The organism is Pseudomonas sp. SDO5522_S412, assembly GCF_054071215.1.
This window is the reverse complement of record NZ_JBSVWQ010000056.1, coordinates 1-16,295: the sequence shown is the minus strand read 5'-3', so window position 1 is coordinate 16,295 and position 16,295 is coordinate 1. Positions and strand designations below refer to the sequence as shown.

General features: G+C 60.7%; 18 protein-coding genes. 5 read left to right on the top strand and 13 right to left on the bottom strand.

The genetic code is table 11. From position 1 onward, the window contains the following. Positions 1-2: 2 nt before the first annotated feature. Positions 3-329, bottom strand: coding sequence for a hypothetical protein (locus tag ACW9I6_RS14475; protein WP_173406097.1), 327 nt, complete (start codon positions 327-329; stop codon positions 3-5). A gap of 72 nt (positions 330-401) precedes the next feature. Between ACW9I6_RS14475 and sctC the strand changes: the two genes are divergently transcribed. Genes sctC through ACW9I6_RS14460 form a run of 3 tightly spaced genes read left to right on the top strand, consistent with a single transcriptional unit; the run spans position 402 to position 3,099 of the window. Next, positions 402-2,543, top strand: coding sequence for a type III secretion system outer membrane ring subunit SctC (sctC, locus tag ACW9I6_RS14470; protein WP_457339474.1), 2,142 nt, complete (start codon positions 402-404; stop codon positions 2,541-2,543). Continuing rightward, positions 2,540-2,734 (top strand): HrpT family type III secretion system protein, encoded by a 195-nt coding sequence (gene hrpT / locus ACW9I6_RS14465; RefSeq protein WP_003208370.1) that lies wholly within the window; start codon positions 2,540-2,542, stop codon positions 2,732-2,734. Before sctC ends, hrpT begins: the two co-directional genes overlap by 4 nt. Before the next feature lie 5 nt (positions 2,735-2,739). Further along, positions 2,740-3,099 carry a transcriptional regulator gene (locus ACW9I6_RS14460; RefSeq protein WP_457339473.1) on the top strand — a complete coding sequence of 120 codons (360 nt, stop codon included), beginning with the start codon at positions 2,740-2,742 and terminating at the stop codon, positions 3,097-3,099. Here the strand turns inward: ACW9I6_RS14460 and sctU are convergent. The 11 genes from sctU to sctW form a co-directional block, all read right to left on the bottom strand. Next, positions 3,096-4,193: a type III secretion system export apparatus subunit SctU gene (gene sctU / locus ACW9I6_RS14455; protein WP_457339472.1), complete on the bottom strand. Its 1,098-nt coding sequence runs from the start codon at positions 4,191-4,193 to the stop codon at positions 3,096-3,098. The genes ACW9I6_RS14460 and sctU overlap by 4 nt on opposite strands. Beyond that, positions 4,186-4,977, bottom strand: a complete 792-nt coding sequence (gene sctT, locus ACW9I6_RS14450) for a type III secretion system export apparatus subunit SctT (protein ID WP_003208364.1) — start codon at positions 4,975-4,977, stop codon at positions 4,186-4,188. The genes sctU and sctT overlap by 8 nt, the downstream gene beginning before the upstream one ends. 10 nt (positions 4,978-4,987) lie before the next feature. Next, entirely contained in the window at positions 4,988-5,251 is a 264-nt protein-coding gene (gene sctS, locus ACW9I6_RS14445; RefSeq protein ID WP_003208363.1) for a type III secretion system export apparatus subunit SctS, read from the bottom strand. Positions 5,252-5,258: 7 nt separating this feature from the next. Beyond that, complete coding sequence (sctR, locus tag ACW9I6_RS14440) at positions 5,259-5,912, bottom strand: type III secretion system export apparatus subunit SctR (protein WP_457339471.1); 654 nt, start codon at positions 5,910-5,912, stop codon at positions 5,259-5,261. Beyond that, positions 5,909-6,922 carry a FliM/FliN family flagellar motor switch protein gene (locus tag ACW9I6_RS14435; RefSeq protein WP_008430697.1) on the bottom strand — a complete coding sequence of 338 codons (1,014 nt, stop codon included), beginning with the start codon at positions 6,920-6,922 and terminating at the stop codon, positions 5,909-5,911. Before ACW9I6_RS14435 ends, sctR begins: the two co-directional genes overlap by 4 nt. Beyond that, positions 6,919-7,377, bottom strand: a complete 459-nt coding sequence (locus ACW9I6_RS14430; protein WP_457339470.1) for a type III secretion system HrpP C-terminal domain-containing protein — start codon at positions 7,375-7,377, stop codon at positions 6,919-6,921. Before ACW9I6_RS14430 ends, ACW9I6_RS14435 begins: the two co-directional genes overlap by 4 nt. Continuing rightward, entirely contained in the window at positions 7,374-7,802 is a 429-nt protein-coding gene (gene sctO / locus ACW9I6_RS14425; protein WP_003208357.1) for a type III secretion system stalk subunit SctO, read from the bottom strand. Before sctO ends, ACW9I6_RS14430 begins: the two co-directional genes overlap by 4 nt. Beyond that, complete coding sequence (locus ACW9I6_RS14420) at positions 7,789-9,147, bottom strand: FliI/YscN family ATPase (RefSeq protein WP_008430699.1); 1,359 nt, start codon at positions 9,145-9,147, stop codon at positions 7,789-7,791. Before ACW9I6_RS14420 ends, sctO begins: the two co-directional genes overlap by 14 nt. After that, positions 9,144-10,043, bottom strand: a complete 900-nt coding sequence (locus ACW9I6_RS14415; protein ID WP_008430700.1) for an FHA domain-containing protein — start codon at positions 10,041-10,043, stop codon at positions 9,144-9,146. The genes ACW9I6_RS14420 and ACW9I6_RS14415 overlap by 4 nt, the downstream gene beginning before the upstream one ends. A gap of 85 nt (positions 10,044-10,128) precedes the next feature. Beyond that, positions 10,129-12,225 carry a type III secretion system export apparatus subunit SctV gene (sctV, locus tag ACW9I6_RS14410; protein ID WP_177009594.1) on the bottom strand — a complete coding sequence of 699 codons (2,097 nt, stop codon included), beginning with the start codon at positions 12,223-12,225 and terminating at the stop codon, positions 10,129-10,131. After that, a complete protein-coding gene (gene sctW, locus ACW9I6_RS14405; RefSeq protein ID WP_008430704.1) occupies positions 12,222-13,316 on the bottom strand; it encodes a type III secretion system gatekeeper subunit SctW in 1,095 nt (364 codons plus the stop codon). The genes sctV and sctW overlap by 4 nt, the downstream gene beginning before the upstream one ends. A 263-nt stretch (positions 13,317-13,579) precedes the next feature. Between sctW and ACW9I6_RS14400 the strand changes: the two genes are divergently transcribed. Continuing rightward, positions 13,580-14,125, top strand: coding sequence for an RNA polymerase sigma factor (locus ACW9I6_RS14400; protein ID WP_457339469.1), 546 nt, complete (start codon positions 13,580-13,582; stop codon positions 14,123-14,125). Positions 14,126-14,239: 114 nt separating this feature from the next. Here ACW9I6_RS14400 and ACW9I6_RS14395 read toward each other — a convergent pair whose 3' ends face one another. Continuing rightward, the gene (locus tag ACW9I6_RS14395; protein ID WP_063033153.1) at positions 14,240-15,457 is read right to left on the bottom strand and encodes an MFS transporter; all 1,218 of its coding nucleotides are present in this window, start codon (positions 15,455-15,457) and stop codon (positions 14,240-14,242) included. 426 nt (positions 15,458-15,883) lie between these two features. Here ACW9I6_RS14395 and ACW9I6_RS14390 point away from each other — a divergent pair, with 426 nt between their 5' ends. Next, positions 15,884-16,204 carry a DUF6124 family protein gene (locus ACW9I6_RS14390; protein ID WP_457339468.1) on the top strand — a complete coding sequence of 107 codons (321 nt, stop codon included), beginning with the start codon at positions 15,884-15,886 and terminating at the stop codon, positions 16,202-16,204. The last annotated feature ends 91 nt before the right edge of the window (positions 16,205-16,295 follow it).

Below are 16,295 nucleotides of genomic sequence, written 5' to 3'. Positions count from 1 at the left end.
CGTTACTCGGTCGTTGGTTGAGTAGCAGCGAACCGCTGATCACGTTGTTTGAAGATAATGACGAAATCAAGGTGCGGCGCGACCAACAAGCTTTTTTGATCAGTGTTCAACTGACCCACCATCGGGTCGACAAAAGAGCCTTGGAGGCGTGGATGCGCCTCGGACTGGAAAGTCTGAGGCATTTCCAGGGTGCCTTGGCGCAGGAAGCAATGACTGGTCATCTTTGGCTGCTTCAAAAACTCCCTGGCGACTGTGCCCTGCCCCACCTGCTTGGCAAACTCGAAACCCTGCTGAACCAGCGTGATACCTGGCGGGGCATTGTTGCGCACCTTGCCAGCCCAGCCCGGAAACTTAGGCCTACTTCGCTTCGGTCGCTGCGTCACTAAAACAGAGAATTCTCAATGCCTAACAAGATCGACAAGCACATCCGCTTGCGCGTCAATTCGCCTGCCGCCGCCGTAAAGCCTGCCCGTTGGCGGTACCTGATCCTCATGCCCTGGTTGTTGGCGCCCCTGGAAAGCACCCTGGCCGCCGTCCCCAGCGAATGGAAAAACACCGCCTATGCCTATGAGGCCGAACACAAGCCCCTGCGGGATGTGCTGGAAGACTTCGCCCAGACCTTCGGCACCCAACTGCAAATCGACGGCCTCCTCGAAGGCAACGTCAACGGCAAAATACGCGCCAATACCCCACAATCGCTTCTCGACAGGCTCGGCGTAGAGCACCGCTTCCAGTGGTACCTGTACAACAACACGCTGTACGTCAGCACCCTGGACCAACAGGAATCTGCACGCCTGGAGGTCTCCTCCGAGACCATCGCCGACCTCAAGCAGGCCCTCACCGATATAGGCTTGCTCGATAGCCGCTTCGGCTGGGGCGAATTGCCTGAGGACGGCGTCGTACTGGTCTCCGGGCCCAAGCGCTATATCGAACAGATCAAGCAGTTCAGCAGCCAGCGCAAGTCCCCGGATGAAAAGCAGAGCGTCCTCAGCTACCCGCTGAAGTTCGCCAATGCGGCGGACCGCCAGATTGATTATCGCGGCGAGAAACTGACCATCCCAGGCGTTGCCAGCATGCTGCGGGGGCTGCTGGAACCTCGCACGGCCTCGACGCTTTCAGGCATGAGCCAACGCCCTCCCTCTGCCTCCCAACCCTCACCCATAACCCCGGTATTTCCGCGCCTGAGTAACCCGATGCTGGGGCAAATGCTCGGCCAGGCGATGAACCCGGTGCCGTCGGACACCGGCATGTCACTCACCCCTCGGGTACCGGTCTCCACCAGCAAAATCCGAGTCGAAGCCGATGTGCGCAACAACGCCATCCTGATCTACGACCTGCCGGAGCGCCAGGCGATGTACCGTGAGCTGATCAGCCAGCTCGACGTCGCCCGCAAGCTGGTGGAAATCGATGCGATCATTCTTGATATCGAGCGCACTCAACTGCGGGAATTCGGGATTAGATGGGGTTTTCAAAACAGCCGTTTCCGGGGTGGCGTGAACATGGCGCCCGGGTCTTCATCACAGCTGTCGATCGAGCACCGTGATCGTTTCAACGCCGATATTCGCGCATTGGAGCAACGTGGCCTGGCGACCATGGTGTCCAACCCGTCGGTGCTTACTTTGGAAAACCAGCCGGCGGTGATCGATTTCAACCGCACCCAATACCTCACCGCCGGCACCGAGACTGCAACCATCCTGCCCATCACCGTCGGCACCAGCTTCCAGGTGGTACCGAGGGTGATCACTACCCGCGGCAATCACCAGATCCACCTGGTGGTGGATATCGAGGACGGTAACTTCGACGAGTCCAACCCCGCGCGCACCAGCCCCGATGTACGCCGCGGCAAAGTCAGCACCCAGGCGGTCATGGCGGAAAAACGTTCGCTGGTGGTCGGTGGCTTCCATGTCACTGAAAGCACCGACAAACAAAGCAAGATCCCTCTGCTGGGAGACATTCCGCTGCTGGGCAAGGCCCTGTTTTCTTCCTCCGAGCGCCAGAACAACCGGCGCGAACGCCTGTTTATCCTGACGCCGCGCGTGATCGGCGATCAGGCTGATCCTTCACGCTACTTGCCCCAGGAGGATCAAGCCGAACTGCAGGCCGCACTCAAGCCATTGGCCCGGCGGTATGCCGAGCATCAACCGGTGATCAAGCGCAGCGACATCACCAGCACCCTGGCTCACCTCGTCAGCGGGCAAGTACCCACGGCCTTCAAGGCCGCGCCCATGCCACTGGGCCTGGACACCTTGTGCAGCACCCGCGAGCTATTGGCCCTGAACACCGAACGCAGCCAATGGTATGCAGGCCCGCAGTTCAATGTGGCCGTGGTGGTGGTACGCAATCAGTTCAACCGTAACGTGCGCATCGATGAAAGAGAATGCAGCAACTCCCAGACCCTGGCCGTCAGCGTCTGGCCACGTGCCTGGCTCAAGCCGGGAGAAGAGGCGGAGGTATTTATCGCCATGCGGCCCGTGGTCAAAGATGAACACATCGGTGTGTCCCGCCCCTCCCTGATCACCCCCACCCGGAAGAACGCGCCATGAAACGCCTACTCACCCTCCTCGGCCTGGCCCTGCTTATCGTTGGTTGTACGCCGACGTGCAAGGGCGACTCCTGTTCACGCCCGCAATCGGGCGCCGATAAGCTGGTGGTCTGGTGGCCGCCGCAGATGCGCGTCGAATCGGGCCCTGCCGGCGAGCGCTCCGACTATCAAACGATCTCACTGGAACGGTAAGTTCCATGGGGCCGAACGATACGTCGTCTCGCCAGGTATTCCTGGATAACCTGGTGGGCGGCAAGGACGCCCACCTGTCCCTGGGCCCGGGCATAAGCGTGTGCCGGTTAAAGGCCGGTGGTAAACCCGGGCTTGCGTTGCTGGTCGACCGTGGAGCGCTGGAAGCCGGACAGTTGGAACGGGTGCTGGAGCGGCTTTTTGAACAGGCGGTGGCGTTTGACGGCTGCTTTGCCTGTCTCGATGCCAGGGATGCCCTGGTGATCTGGCACGCGCTGCCGCCAGGTGCAGAGGAGGCAGATGAGATCATCGGCAAGCTGCTTTCGCTGGGCTGCCTCGATATGCTGGACGTGCACCGCTACCGTTAACGTTGCTTAAGCTCCGGAAACTCCAGCGTTTCACGCTTGGCCTCGTCATTGAGCTCACGCAGGGTGCGGTAGAGGAACGCTACCGCCTGCAACGTCTCCCGGGGAATGTTCGCCCCAAGCTTCTTCTCGTACAGCGTGCGCGCGAGCCATACACACTGGATCACCGGCACATCGGCCGCCTTGGCCCGGTCTATCAGTTTCCGGGCCTCGGCATCCGTGCCTTTATCCACCAGCAGCGGCAGCGGCGTTTTGCCCGGCCGGTAGTACAGCGCGACCGCAAAGTGCGTCGGGTTGACCACCAACATGTCGGCCTCCTCCAGCTTGGGCAACTTGACCTTCGGCTCCTCCTGGGCCAGCTGTTGGGCCAGGGCGCGGCGCTGCCCCTTGACGTGAGGGTCGCCCTCCATGTCCTTGTATTCCTTGACCACCTCGACCTGAGTCATGCGCATGCTCTTGGCAAAGAAGTGCTTCTGCAGCGCCATGTCGATCAATGCCAGGACCAGCAGCAATCCCAGGCAAGCGTGCAGCAGATGGCGAAACAGGATGATCAGCGCGAGGATGTAACTCTGCAGGTCGCTGGTGGCCAGATTGATCAAGGCCCCTAGTGACGGACTGATCACCACGTACAAAATCAGCGCAAGCAGTAGCGCCTTGGCCAACCCCATCAACAGGTTCGTCACTGACTTGGCAGAGAACATCTGCTTGACCTGGCTGATTGGGTTGAGACGGCTGAAATTCAGCTTCAGGCTTTCCGGCGCAAACAGGAAACCGAACTGAATCCAGCCGCTGATCAACTTCACCGCGATCGCCAATCCGGCCATCAGCAAGGCGAAGGAAAAAAACACGATCAAGCCTTCCGTCAGCACTTCCTCCAGCGCCCGCACAAAGGGCTGCCCGAAACGTGACATGGGCATCACCAGCAACTGCTGGAAGCGCTGCATGCTGGTTTCGGCGGTGAACAACGCGATTTCGCTGAGGGCGGTCAACACCAGTAGCTTACCGACGTCCTGGCTTTGGGCGACCTGGCCTTTCTGGCGCTGATCCCTAAGTTTCTTGGGCGTGGCCGCGTGTTTTTTCTCACCCGAATCACTCATGTCCCGAGCCCCTGAACATCAGGCCGAGGGAATGCTTGAGGTCTCCCAACTGCGCCATGCGCCCGACGATCAAGTCCTGCAACAGCGGGAAGTACAGCAGCAGGATAACCAGCCCCGCCAAGCTCTTGACCGGCGTTGCCAGGGTAGAGACTTGCAATTGCGGGCTGTACAGGCCCAACAAGGCGAAGCCGAACTCCAGGAACAGCAGCACGGCAATAAACGGTGCGGCATACAGCATCATGTGGGTAAAAGTATCGCCCAGCAGCCCGATGAATACACTGAAGCCATTGACCGCCGGCAGCGGCAACCAGGCGGTTGGCGGCCAGATCAGGTAGCTGTCCCAGATCACTTGGGTCAGCACGCTCAAGCCCAGGACGGCAATCAGCAAATAAATCACCAACTGTTTGAACAGGTGCCCGATCGGCGTCGCATCCGGCCCCAGCGAGGGGTTGAGTTGGCCACCCGCCAAAGCCCCCCGCTGGTTATCCAGCAGTGCGCCCACTGATTCGAACATCCAGAACGGCATGGCCAACAGAATCCCCAGCAAAAACCCCAGGGCAGCTTCCTTGAGTACCAACCCGCTGATCATCAGCGCGGAGTAATCCTTGGCAGCCAGGACGGCATGAATGCCGGGCGCCGGAATCAACGCCATGACCATCACGATGATGTGGCGGGGCATACCGCGTATATGTTGGAAACAAAACGCAGGCACCAGAAATGCACAGGGATAAATGCGCGCCATGGCCACGAGCAGGCTGGGCAGGAATTCAAGATAAAGCAGCACACGCAGGCCCTCAGTTCAATGCCGAGCGGGCAATCATGTCGAACATCAGGTTGATCAGTTGGATCAGCTCCACGCCAATCCAGCGACCGGTCAAAATCAGCGTGATACCCACCGCAACCAGCTTGATGCCAAAGGGCAGCGTCTGGTCCTGTATCTGCATCAGGGCCTGCACCAGCGACGTCAACACACCGACGACCACCGCCACGATCAGCGGCGGCGCCGACAGCACCACCACCAGCAACATGCCCTGCTTGAACAGCACGATCGGTTCCATAGGGCACTCAGAGGTAAGAAAGGAACAGGCTGTCGAGCAGCCGCGACCACCCGGAAACCATGACGAACAACAGCAGTTTGAGCGGCAGCGAAATGGTCATGGGCGAGACCATCTGCATACCGAGGGCCAACAGCAGGTTGGACACAATCAAATCGATGACGATGAACGGGATGTAGATCAGAAAGCCGATCTCGAACCCCGCCTGCAGTTGCGACAGCACGAAGGCCGGGACCAGCAGGATCAAGTCTTCGCGCTGGGTGCTCTGCGCCATTTCAGGCGGCCACATGCGCGCACTGTTTTCCAGCAGGTGAGTCAACACATCGGCATCGGTGTTGCGCAGCATGAACACACGCAACGGCTGTATGGCCGCCTGCCCGGTTTCCAGAAGGCTTTGCACGCTACTCGTGTCCACGGGCGAGGCCTTGACGTTCTCGGCAATCTGGTACCCCACGGGCGCCATGATGAACAGTGTCGCGGCCAGCGCTATTCCGTTGATGGCCATGCTCGGCGGTACCTGCTGCACGCCGATGGCGTTACGGGTGATCATCAGCACAATCACGATCTTCAAGAACGATGTGCAGATGATCAGCAGCATTGGCATCAGCGACAACGAACCTAAAAACAGCGCCAGGACAAGAGGGTCGACCCCCTGAAATGTCATCGCGAAAAAATCACGCGGGACAACTGCAAACCAAGGCGCCCATCAACTTCCACCAACTGCCCTTGCCCTATCGGCCTGTCGCCGTAATAAAGCCCGGCCATGCCCGGCGCGTACCCGGCAATGCCCAACACCGCACCGGGGGCGAGATTGCGCAGTTCGCCCAGGGTCAGGTTCAGGGTGCCACAACGTACCGTCAGGGCCATGTTCAACTCATCGAAAGGCTCGTGGCCAAAGACATCCACTACCGGTTCATCCAGCTCATCCCCCGGGTACTGCGATGTTGCAAAATCCTCGTCCACGGACGTTTCCTCGATCGAAACAAGCGTCAGGCACAACGGCCCGGATTCATCATCAATGCACCCTTGCAGCCGGTGCTTGCCGACATACAGGTGACCATTGCCCTGCACATCGAAAAAGGGTTGCTCAAGCATCACCACGTCACCGGCACGGACACCGCTCAATTGCGTGATGGATAGCTTCAGGCGGCCCAGGGTCATCGCCACTGCCAACTGGAACGACGCCGGCAATGGCCCCGCTATCGACTGCCACGGACCGGCCTCGCACAGTGCCAGCAAGCGCTCAGGAGTCAGCCACAGGTAACCCACGACCCTGGACTTCCCCAGCGTCACCGTGAAGCGACAACCGAAGTTCAATTTCCTGGGCGCCGGCAGCAACCGCAGGAAGCCAAACAGCCCCCGCACCTGCGGGCTCAAGTGGTGCTGGAACAGTTCCCAGAACCACGAGTCTGGATCGTTGTCGGCCTCTGCCAGCGTCACCGGGCACTCCCCCAGCAGGCTGAACAGCGGCCCTGGTTCGGCGAAAGCCAGCACCCCGCAGGCGCTCTCGAAAAACAGCGGCTTGACGCCTGCGGGGGCACGGCCCGGTTCCATCAACAGTTCACCGTTCTGCCCCGCGACCTGAAACGCCATGCGCAAGCCGCGCCCCAGCCTGCGCCGCGCCGCGACATTGGCGCCGCTGACCACCGGCAAGGTTAAAAACGGCATGATCATGCCGGGTCCACATGTGCCAGGTGTACGGTGACAGGCTGCGCCAACGCGCCGGCCAGCCCGTCCTCAAGGTGCTGGCGCACCCCAGGCAACCAGCGCGCGGTGCGCTCTTCCTGCGCCTCCAGCTCAACGTTCCAGGTACCTTGCTCGCGGCGCACGCTGGCGTTGATCCGCCCCAGGCTCGGCAGGTAAAGCACAGCGTGCAAAGGCCACTGAACAGCGGCGTGAATCCGCGGTACCAACTGCTCGGTCATGGCCGCGATCATCGCGGCATGACTTGATGCAGGGGTTCCCGGTAGGGCGGAACCGAAACCGCCCCCTTCATCATCGTTGCCAAACAGCTGGGCAAATAACCGTCCGTGCTCCCATGGCACTATCGCCGCCGGGCCGGGTTCACGTTCATCCCGAGGCTCGCCCGGACGCGGGCGCTCAGGACTGTTCACTGGAACTTGCGTCATGTTTCTTCCTGCACGGCTTCTTCCTGCCCCAACAAAAGGGACAGTTCCTGGAGTTTTTCAACCTCGCGCAAGCACTGGGTAACCTGCTTCTGCGCGCTGTCGATGTGGATCAACTGCTCATCGCGCTGGCCGTGCAGCTCATGTAACTGCCCTTCTTCGCGGCGGGTGTCGGCGGACAACGTGCGCTCCTGGGCATTCCAGGACTTGATGTCCTGGAACGAGATCACTTGCCCTTGATGCTTGCTCAGCAACTCAGCGGTTTTCCGGGCTTCGTCCAGCCGGGTCTGCTCAAGGGCATCCGCCGCCTGCCGGATCTGCAACAGCAGCGCTTGCTGTTGCCTTTTGGCGGCACGCAGCGCGCGCTCCGCCCGGTCAGCCCGGTGCTTGCGCAAACGCCGCAAGGTATCGATTTCAGAAAGGGACATCGGTGGTCAACTCCATCAATTGGTCCAGCGTCATCGCCATCGCGGCCGGCTCACGCAGGTCCTGGCGCAGAAAGCCATCGACGGCCTGGCGGCTGTCCACCGCCAGGTCGGTCAGGGCATCACTGCCGGGTTGGTACTCGCCCAACTTGAGCATCAGTTCGATCTGCTGGTACGCCGACAACAAGCGGCGCAAGGCGGTGCCCGCCCTTATATGCTCGGGCGTGGCGACGTTGCTCAAGATCCGCGAAAGGCTGCCCAGCACATCCACCGCCGGGTAGTGGCCACGCTCGGCCAGCTTGCGTGACAACACGATGTGGCCGTCGAGCAGGGAGCGCACTTCATCCGCTACCGGATCGTTCATCGAGTCCTGCTCGATCAGCACGGTGTAGATGGCGGTAATCACTCCGTCACGGGTCAGCCCGGCCCGCTCCACCAGGCGCGGCATCAGGCTGTATACCGACGGTGGCAAGCCGCCGCGGCCCAGGGGCTCGCCCGCGGCCAGGCCGATTTCACGCTGGGCCCGGGCAAATCGGGTCAGGGAGTCAATCAGCAGCAGTACCCGCTGGCCCTTGCGCCGGAACCCTTCGGCCAGCGCTGTCGCAGTGAACGCCGCGCGGGCGCGCTCCATGCTTGAGCGGTCGGAGGTGGCACACACCAGCACCGCCTTGGCGCGCAGTTGATCATCCAGCTCATGGTCGAGAAATTCCCGCAGCTCGCGTCCGCGCTCACCAATCAACCCGAACACGATCACATCGCACTCGACGTTTCGGGCGATCTCGGCCAACAAGGTGGTCTTGCCGCACCCCGCACCGGCGAACAGGCCGACGCGCTGGCCTTCTCCCAGCGTGATCAATCCATCAATCGAGCGTACGCCGGTGGACAACGCCCGGCTGATCCTCGGGCGTTCGGTAGGCAACGGCGCCTCGCACAACACCGTGCTCGCCTCTGCGATGTCGGCCTCCACAAAGGCGCTGGGGCCATCGCCCGCAATCGGCCGGCCAAACCCATCGAGCACCTGGCCGAGCAAATCGTCGCCGACCCGTACCCGGTGCGGCACCCCCAGGCGTTGCACACTGGCACCCACGCGCACGCCTTCAAGATTGCCCAACGCACTCAGCACTGCATCCTGCTGGTCGAAACCGATGATCTCCGCCAGCATGTATTCACCGATGGACTTTTCGACCTGGCACAAATCACCGATGCGCGCCTGGGGCAGCCGGCATTGCAACAACATGCCGTTCACCCGCTGGATACGACCGCGCACCGACACCGGTGCGAAGCTGACCAGCGCACTCGACTGGCGTTGCTCCCAGGCCTCAAGACGGGCTTGCAGGTCACGGCTCACCAGCGCACCTCGAAGCGTTGCTTACCGTCGAACACCACTTTGGTGTTATCGATCAGCACCAGTCGCAAGCCGTCCACTTCATCCCCCACAAACAGTCGGTTCCCCTGCTCCAGAACCACGTGACCGTTGGGGCCGCCGACAATCTGCAAAATCTTGAAAGGGAACGTTCCGTCGCGAGTCCTGACCCGGCTCATCACCGGCACCGCGGTATCGAACTGTTCGCCAAACCGGCTGAGCATGCGCGATACCAACTCCATGTCTTCCTGGAGTACATCGCCGTCGAGCAGCACCTGGTCATTGACCAACTGGATGCTTATACGGTTGATCAATTCGCGCTCGCTGAGCATCCTGAGCAACTGCTGGCGCACCTCGAAAGGTGAGGCCAGCTCGTTCTTGCGGATCACCGGTGACATCAACGACGCCTGGGCTTCGCGGTCACCGCTAGTGGTCATGCCCAGCGCGGTGATGATGACCGCAACGACGACGACCAGGCTGATCAAGCGTTTCTGCTGCGTGCTCGAAATTGAAGAAAGCTTCAGCGGCACGAGGGGCTCGGCCGCAGGCGTGGGCGCCTGTTCGGCAGTCACCGTCGGCTGAGGCCAGGGCTGGTCGGCGCGGGTGACGCAGAGCCGAACGTTGCCAATCGAAAATGTCGTGTTGAGTGCCAGGTCGGCAATCTGCGCCAGGATCAGGCCGGCGGCATCCTGCATCACCCCTCCCTCGGCCTGCACCGACCAGCGCTGGTCAACACACTGCAATCGCACATGACGCTCGGCAATGCCCGGGTCGTATAGCGCCAGGTCAGCGTCAGGGTGCGCACCAATGCTCCACTGCTCGCCGAACAACGGCAGCGCCGCCCCCTGGTGCATACCATCGAGTACTCGTAGCTCAAACATTGTCAGGCCCTCATGGCCGCACGGACCAACCGGCCCCACGCAGCACCGTCCGTTTCAAGGCAATGCGCAATCGCCAAAACAGTACTCATGCCACGGCCCCACGCAGCAGATCGTCATGACTCAGGTCAAACCGCCCCAGCACCTTGACCTTCGACGAACTGCCCAACTCGGCAAACGACAACACCGGCACATGGTTGAACTCTTCCACAAGCAATGTCCGCAGGGGGCTGCGCAAGTCTTGCGCAACCAGCAGCACACTTTTGCTCTTGGCCCGCACGGTAAAGGCTTGCTTGAGCAAGCTCACCAGCGTCGCACTGCTGTCGTTGTCGAGGGAAAAGAACACCCCGGTCTGGGTCTGGCGCAGCGCCTCGCGCAGGACATTCTCGGTATGCGGTGACAACAACCAGGCGTGCAGGCCATCAGCCTCGCTGTACTGGTGCAGAATCTGCGACTTGAGGGCGATTCGCGCATAGTCGGCCAGGGCATCCGCTTCACGCTCATGTTGGCCGTACTCGATCAACGACTCGACAATCAACCGCACCGCGCGCAGCGGAACGCCCTCGCTGGCCAGGCGCTGCAACACGGCAGAGAAGCGCGAAAGCGGCATGATCCGCTGCAGCTCCTGAACCAGCTCCGGCTGGTTGAACTCGAGCCAGCTGAGAATCGACTTGCACTCCTGGATACCGAGAAACTGCGGCCCGCTGAGCAGCATCGCGCGTGTCATGCGCTCGATGATCAAGTCATGGGCGGTATGGCGCTCAAGCTGTGCATCGTCGAGCAGCGGATCATCGGGCGCCAACCATAACCAGTCTTGCTCGTCTCGCTCCGCCAGACCCTGGGTACCTGCTTGTGGCTCGACGCCCAGCGCCGCCGATTCCACCGCGACCCGATCACCGAAGGTAGCTTTGATCACAGGGACTTCGTGCACGCAAAAGCGAAACTCATCGTCGGATAAGGCGGGAATAAACTCGACGTTAAAGGGCGGCAGTGTCAGGCCGATATGGGCAACCAGGCGGTTTCGGGCCTGGCGAATGCCATGAACCACTTGCGCTGTTCGGTCAGAGCCCTGCAGGCCCGATGAAAACTGCAGCAAGTAAGGCCGGGATGGATCAAAGGCGCGCAGGTCTTCGTCACCGTTGATCTCCGCCGGGACGGCGTCAGCCGCCGCATCTGCGGGCGCGTCCTGCTTTTGACGCTGACGCATGAGGTAATAACCCAGCGAGCCCGTCATCAGCGAAATGAGGATAAAGACCACCGTCGGCATGCCCGGAAGCGCTGCAAAAGCCAGCATGCCGATCGAAGCAATGATCCAGCTCTTGGGCTCACTGGTCATTTGCCGGGCGATTTCGGCGCCCATGTTATTGGCCCCTTTATTCGCCCCGGCCGGTGCTACACGGGTAATGATCATGCCGGCGGTCAGGGAGATCAGCAGTGCGGGAATCTGCGCAATCAGGCCATCGCCAATCGTCAGTACCGAATACAGCGCCATGGAGTCGGCGGCGCTCATGCCATGCTGGAACATGCCGGTGCTGAACCCGCCCAGCAAGTTGATCACCACGATAATCAGCCCGGCCACGGCATCGCCCTTGACGAACTTCATGGCCCCGTCCATCGCCCCGAACAGCTGGCTCTCACGGGACAACTGCTCGCGTTTGTCGCGCGCCTGTCCACCATCGATCAGGCCGGCACGCAAGTCGCTGTCGATGGACATCTGCTTGCCGGGCATGGCATCCAGGCTGAAGCGCGCCGCCACTTCGGCGACACGCTCCGAACCCTTGGTGATCACCAGGAAGTTGACGATGGTCAGGATCATGAAGATCACCAACCCCACCGCCAGGTTGCCCCCCACCACGAAGTTGCCGAAGGCCTCCACGATGTCACCGGCGTCCTGTTCCAGCAGGATCAGGCGCGTGGTCGCAATCGACAATGCCAGGCGGAACATGGTGGTCAACAGCAGGATCGACGGAAACGAGGAAAACGCAAGCGGCCCGGGCAGGTACAGCGCCAGCACGATCAACAGGCACGAAATGCAAATGTTGACGGCAATCAGGATATCCACCAGCCAGGTCGGCAACGGCACGATAAAGATGAACACAATGCCCAGGATCACGACCGCACCCAGCACCTCGGCGCGTTGTGCAACCTTGAGCAGTATCGCGTTGACTGCCCGCAGCGCACTCATGAGTGGTTTATCGGCAGCGCGCCGACATGCCGGGAGCCTCGTTCGATGCGAGCGTACTCATCCATTACCACCATGAAATTGTGCAACGCTTCCTGGCGGCCCTTGCTGTCGCGCCACAACGCCAGGGGCAGGCTCCCGAGCACGGGGTAAAGGGCATTGAGCGAAACAATCTGGACGGATGATGCCGGCCCACCCAACTCGCAGGCCAGGCGCTGGACTTCGGCAGACGCGATGCCCGTGCCCGCGTAACCGAGAATGCGCTGCAGCAGCGCTACGGTGTCCCGATCAATTTCGGGGTGCAATACGGCCAGCCGATCGATCAAGTCACGGCAGCTGGCCAGCACACTGCCCAGTTGACCACAACTGCTCAACCCCAACAGCAAGGTGCGCAGCTGGGCGGTGGGGAGCGAAGGGCAATACGCCGCAATGTCGTCTGCCAGGGCCCGACGCATCAATTTCAACCCGCGGCCAAACTCATCGCCACCGAACAACCCCAACAGCGCCTGCATCATGCTGGCGAGCGATTGCCGGGCGACCACGCTGGCGTAATACACACTGCGTACCGCCTGCCGCAAACTCGGGTCGTCACTGCTTGCCTGCAAGGCCTGCGCGATGTTCAAGCCGGCCTGGATCTGCGGCTTGAAGCGGACCTCCAGCCGCGCCAGGGCATCGCTGGCCAGCGCCGCCTCGGAGGTACGCGCTTCAGCTTGTGCCTGCGCAGCCACCTGCTTGAGTACGACAAACGTACGGGCCGGGTCGTTTCCTGTCAGCTCCAGCAACTTCTCGAGGCTGGGCTTGAGCAACAGTTGAACCCTGATGGAGCGCGCAATGGTCGCCAGTGTTGCCTGAGCGGGATGGCCCAGTTGCTCATAGAGTTGTGTCAACTGCGCCACAGGCGTCACGCCCAGCCCCAACATACGCCGGCTCAAGGCCTTGCTGTTGAGTTCAACCTCCAGGCCGAACAGCGCCTCGAAATTGTCGACCGCCGTCCCGGCGGGTGCCTGGCGAACTGGCGGGTTATCAATACTCGCTGGAACAGGCTGATCCAGGCTCTGGTTTTTTTGCACATCAATAGAAGGATCAAGTTTCATGGAGATGCCTGGACAGGAAGTTTCGTTTCCTTGTGTGGCTGGCAATCCCGTTACGGTTCCATGTTTATCGACGATACCAGGCATGTGAAAAGATCGGCACGCGCCCGCAGCCACTTGTGCAAAACCTTGCACAAAAAAGCCCGGAAACAAGATATTTATTTATATAAATCAATTGCTTATGAATTTTTTTCCCTTGGCACAGGCAGTGCTAAGAGGGTTCCCGTCGAAATCATTTCGACCGTGTCTACCCTGAGGAAAAAATCATGGATATCCCTATCGATGTTTTAGTTCACCTTACACCTGACCCGCACCGCTCCATCCAGAACCTGTCGGAAGACCACCACAAGAAACTCCGGCGCTTCATTCATAAACGCGTACTCAACCCGGAAGATGCAGACGATATTCTGCAACTGACGTACCTGGAGGCCTGGCGCAGCCGAGACCGCTTCAGCGGCCAGGCCACCGCCAGCACGTGGATGTGCGGGATTGCCCAGAACCTGATCCGCAATCACTTTCGGCGCATGTATGCCAAGCCGGTGCATTGCGAGTTCGATGAGGCGCTGTGGCATGGGCAGGAAGACAACAACAACCTGGACTGGCAGTTCGAGGTCAACCGCAAGCTCGAAAGAACCCTGCGGGCGATCACGGATTTGCCGCTGGAAATGCGTAAAACGCTGTACGCCTCACTGGAGACCGACGGCAGCTACCAGGACACCGCCGACGCCATGGACATCCCCATTGGCACCGTGCGCTCACGTTTGTCCCGGGCGCGCGAACACCTGAAGCGGGCCACCTACAACCCGCTGTAGGCGTAAATCAGGGCACCGGCGCAACGCCGACACCCTTTGCAGGAGCAGTTGATTTACCCGTTTGACGCAAGCGTTGGGCAGCAGGGATATCTGCCCGACTCGATTGATCTGGTATCAGGCCTTTTTGGTACGCGGCAACAGAATCGCCAACACCCCGAACAGCGGCAGGAACGAGCACAGCGTGTACACGTACTCGATGCCGTGGATGTCTGCCAGGTGCCCCAGCAGCGCCGCACCGATCCCGCCAAAACCGAACATCAAACCGAAGAACACCCCGGCGATCATCCCCACATTGCCCGGCACCAACTCTTGCGCATACACCACAATTGCCGAGAACGCCGAGGCCAGGATAAAGCCGATCACCACGCTCAGGATGCTGGTCCAGAACAGGTCCACATGGGGCAGAATCAGGGTGAACGGCGCCACGCCGAGGATCGAAAACCAGATCACCGCCTTACGGCCGATCTTGTCGCCAATCGGCCCGCCAAAGAACGTGCCCGCCGCCACCGCGCCGAGGAACAGGAACAGATGCAGCTGTGAACTGGCCACCGACAGGTCGAACTTCTCGATCAGGTAGAAGGTGAAGTAACTGGTGAAACTGGCCATGTAGAAGTACTTGGAAAACACCAGCAGGCCCAGCACCACCAGCGCGCTCAACACCCGGCCCTTGGACAGGCCGTGAGTGGCCGCCTGGCCTTGCTTGAGCTTGAACAGGTTCAAGTGGTGGGCGTACCAGCGGCTGATCGCATACAGCACAAACAACGCAAACACCGCGAACAGGCCGAACCAGGCCACATTGCCCTGGCCGAACGGAATGATGATCGCCGCCGCCAGCAACGGGCCGAAGGCCGAGCCGGCATTACCGCCCACCTGGAACGTCGACTGCGCCAAACCATAACGCCCGCCCGAGGCCAGGCGCGCCACGCGGGAGGCTTCCGGGTGGAAGGTGGACGAGCCGATGCCGATCAGCCCCGCCGCCAGCAGGATCAACGGGAAGCTGCCCACCTGGGACATCATCAGGATGCCCACCAGCGTGCAGATCATTCCGCAGGGCAACAGGTACGGCTTGGGATGGCGATCGGTGTAATAACCCACCCACGGCTGCAGCAGGGACGCGGTGAGCTGGAACGTGAGGGTGATCAGGCCGACCTGGGTGAACGTCAGGCCGTAATTGGCCTTGAGCATCGGGTAGATCGAGGGCAGTACCGACTGGATCAAGTCATTGATCAAATGCGCCAGCGCCACCGCGCCGATTACACGCATCACCAACGGGCTGGTTTGCCCGGCGGCAGGCGCCGTAGCCACGGAGGGCTGGGAATTGCTCAGAGCCATGGGAGGTTTTCCGTACAGCAGATGGATGCACAGGTGCAGGTGCGACAATGTGCCACTTTTGGGTGCAGGAAGGCTATCCCGTTAGCAGGCTAACGAGTAGATGAATCGATGCAGCGGTCATGGTTTGTAAAGGGCCAGCAAGATGAATCCCTTTAATTTGCGGGACGTTTCCTAGAGAATCTTTCGGCCTTGTGCCTGGGGGAGTCGGTGGCTAGTCTTCGGTCCGTCGCTGGTTTTCAGTGATCGGGTTTAGCAGCCTGAACTCAATAGGCACACGTTCTACGGTCACATTTTATGGTGGCTGTGCGTGGGGCACCTTCGGGTGCGCCGGTTTTCCTATTGACTGGTCTGCTAACCCGCGTACAGCCGCCACCCTACGTTTAGCAGCGAAGGTGGCAGCTTCTTCAGGTCAATAGGAGCTACACCATGTTCAAGATCGTCCCCGATCCACCCCGTGACCAGGCCAAAGACCGCGCCGCCTTCACCCGAGCGCTCGACCACTACTTGCCCACCGACCCGCCGCAACCCTCGACCAGCTTCTACGCCATCAGCGACGACATCAGCTTCGAAGACTCCCTGCTCTTCACTGCCGACCTGCTGCACAGCGCCTCGGCCACCGCGCTCGACTGTGGCGAACAACTGCAAAGCCCCGAGCGTGCCAAAGTCCTCGCCGTATGGCACCTGCTGGAAATCGCCAAGGCCATGGTCGACCGCTCGATAGAGTGCCTGCACCCGCGCAAAACCTGACGCGCGAACGCCAGAACACCGCAGATCAAATGTGGGAGCGGGCTTGCTCGCGAAGGCGGTGGACCAGCCAATACCTCTGCTGACTGACACA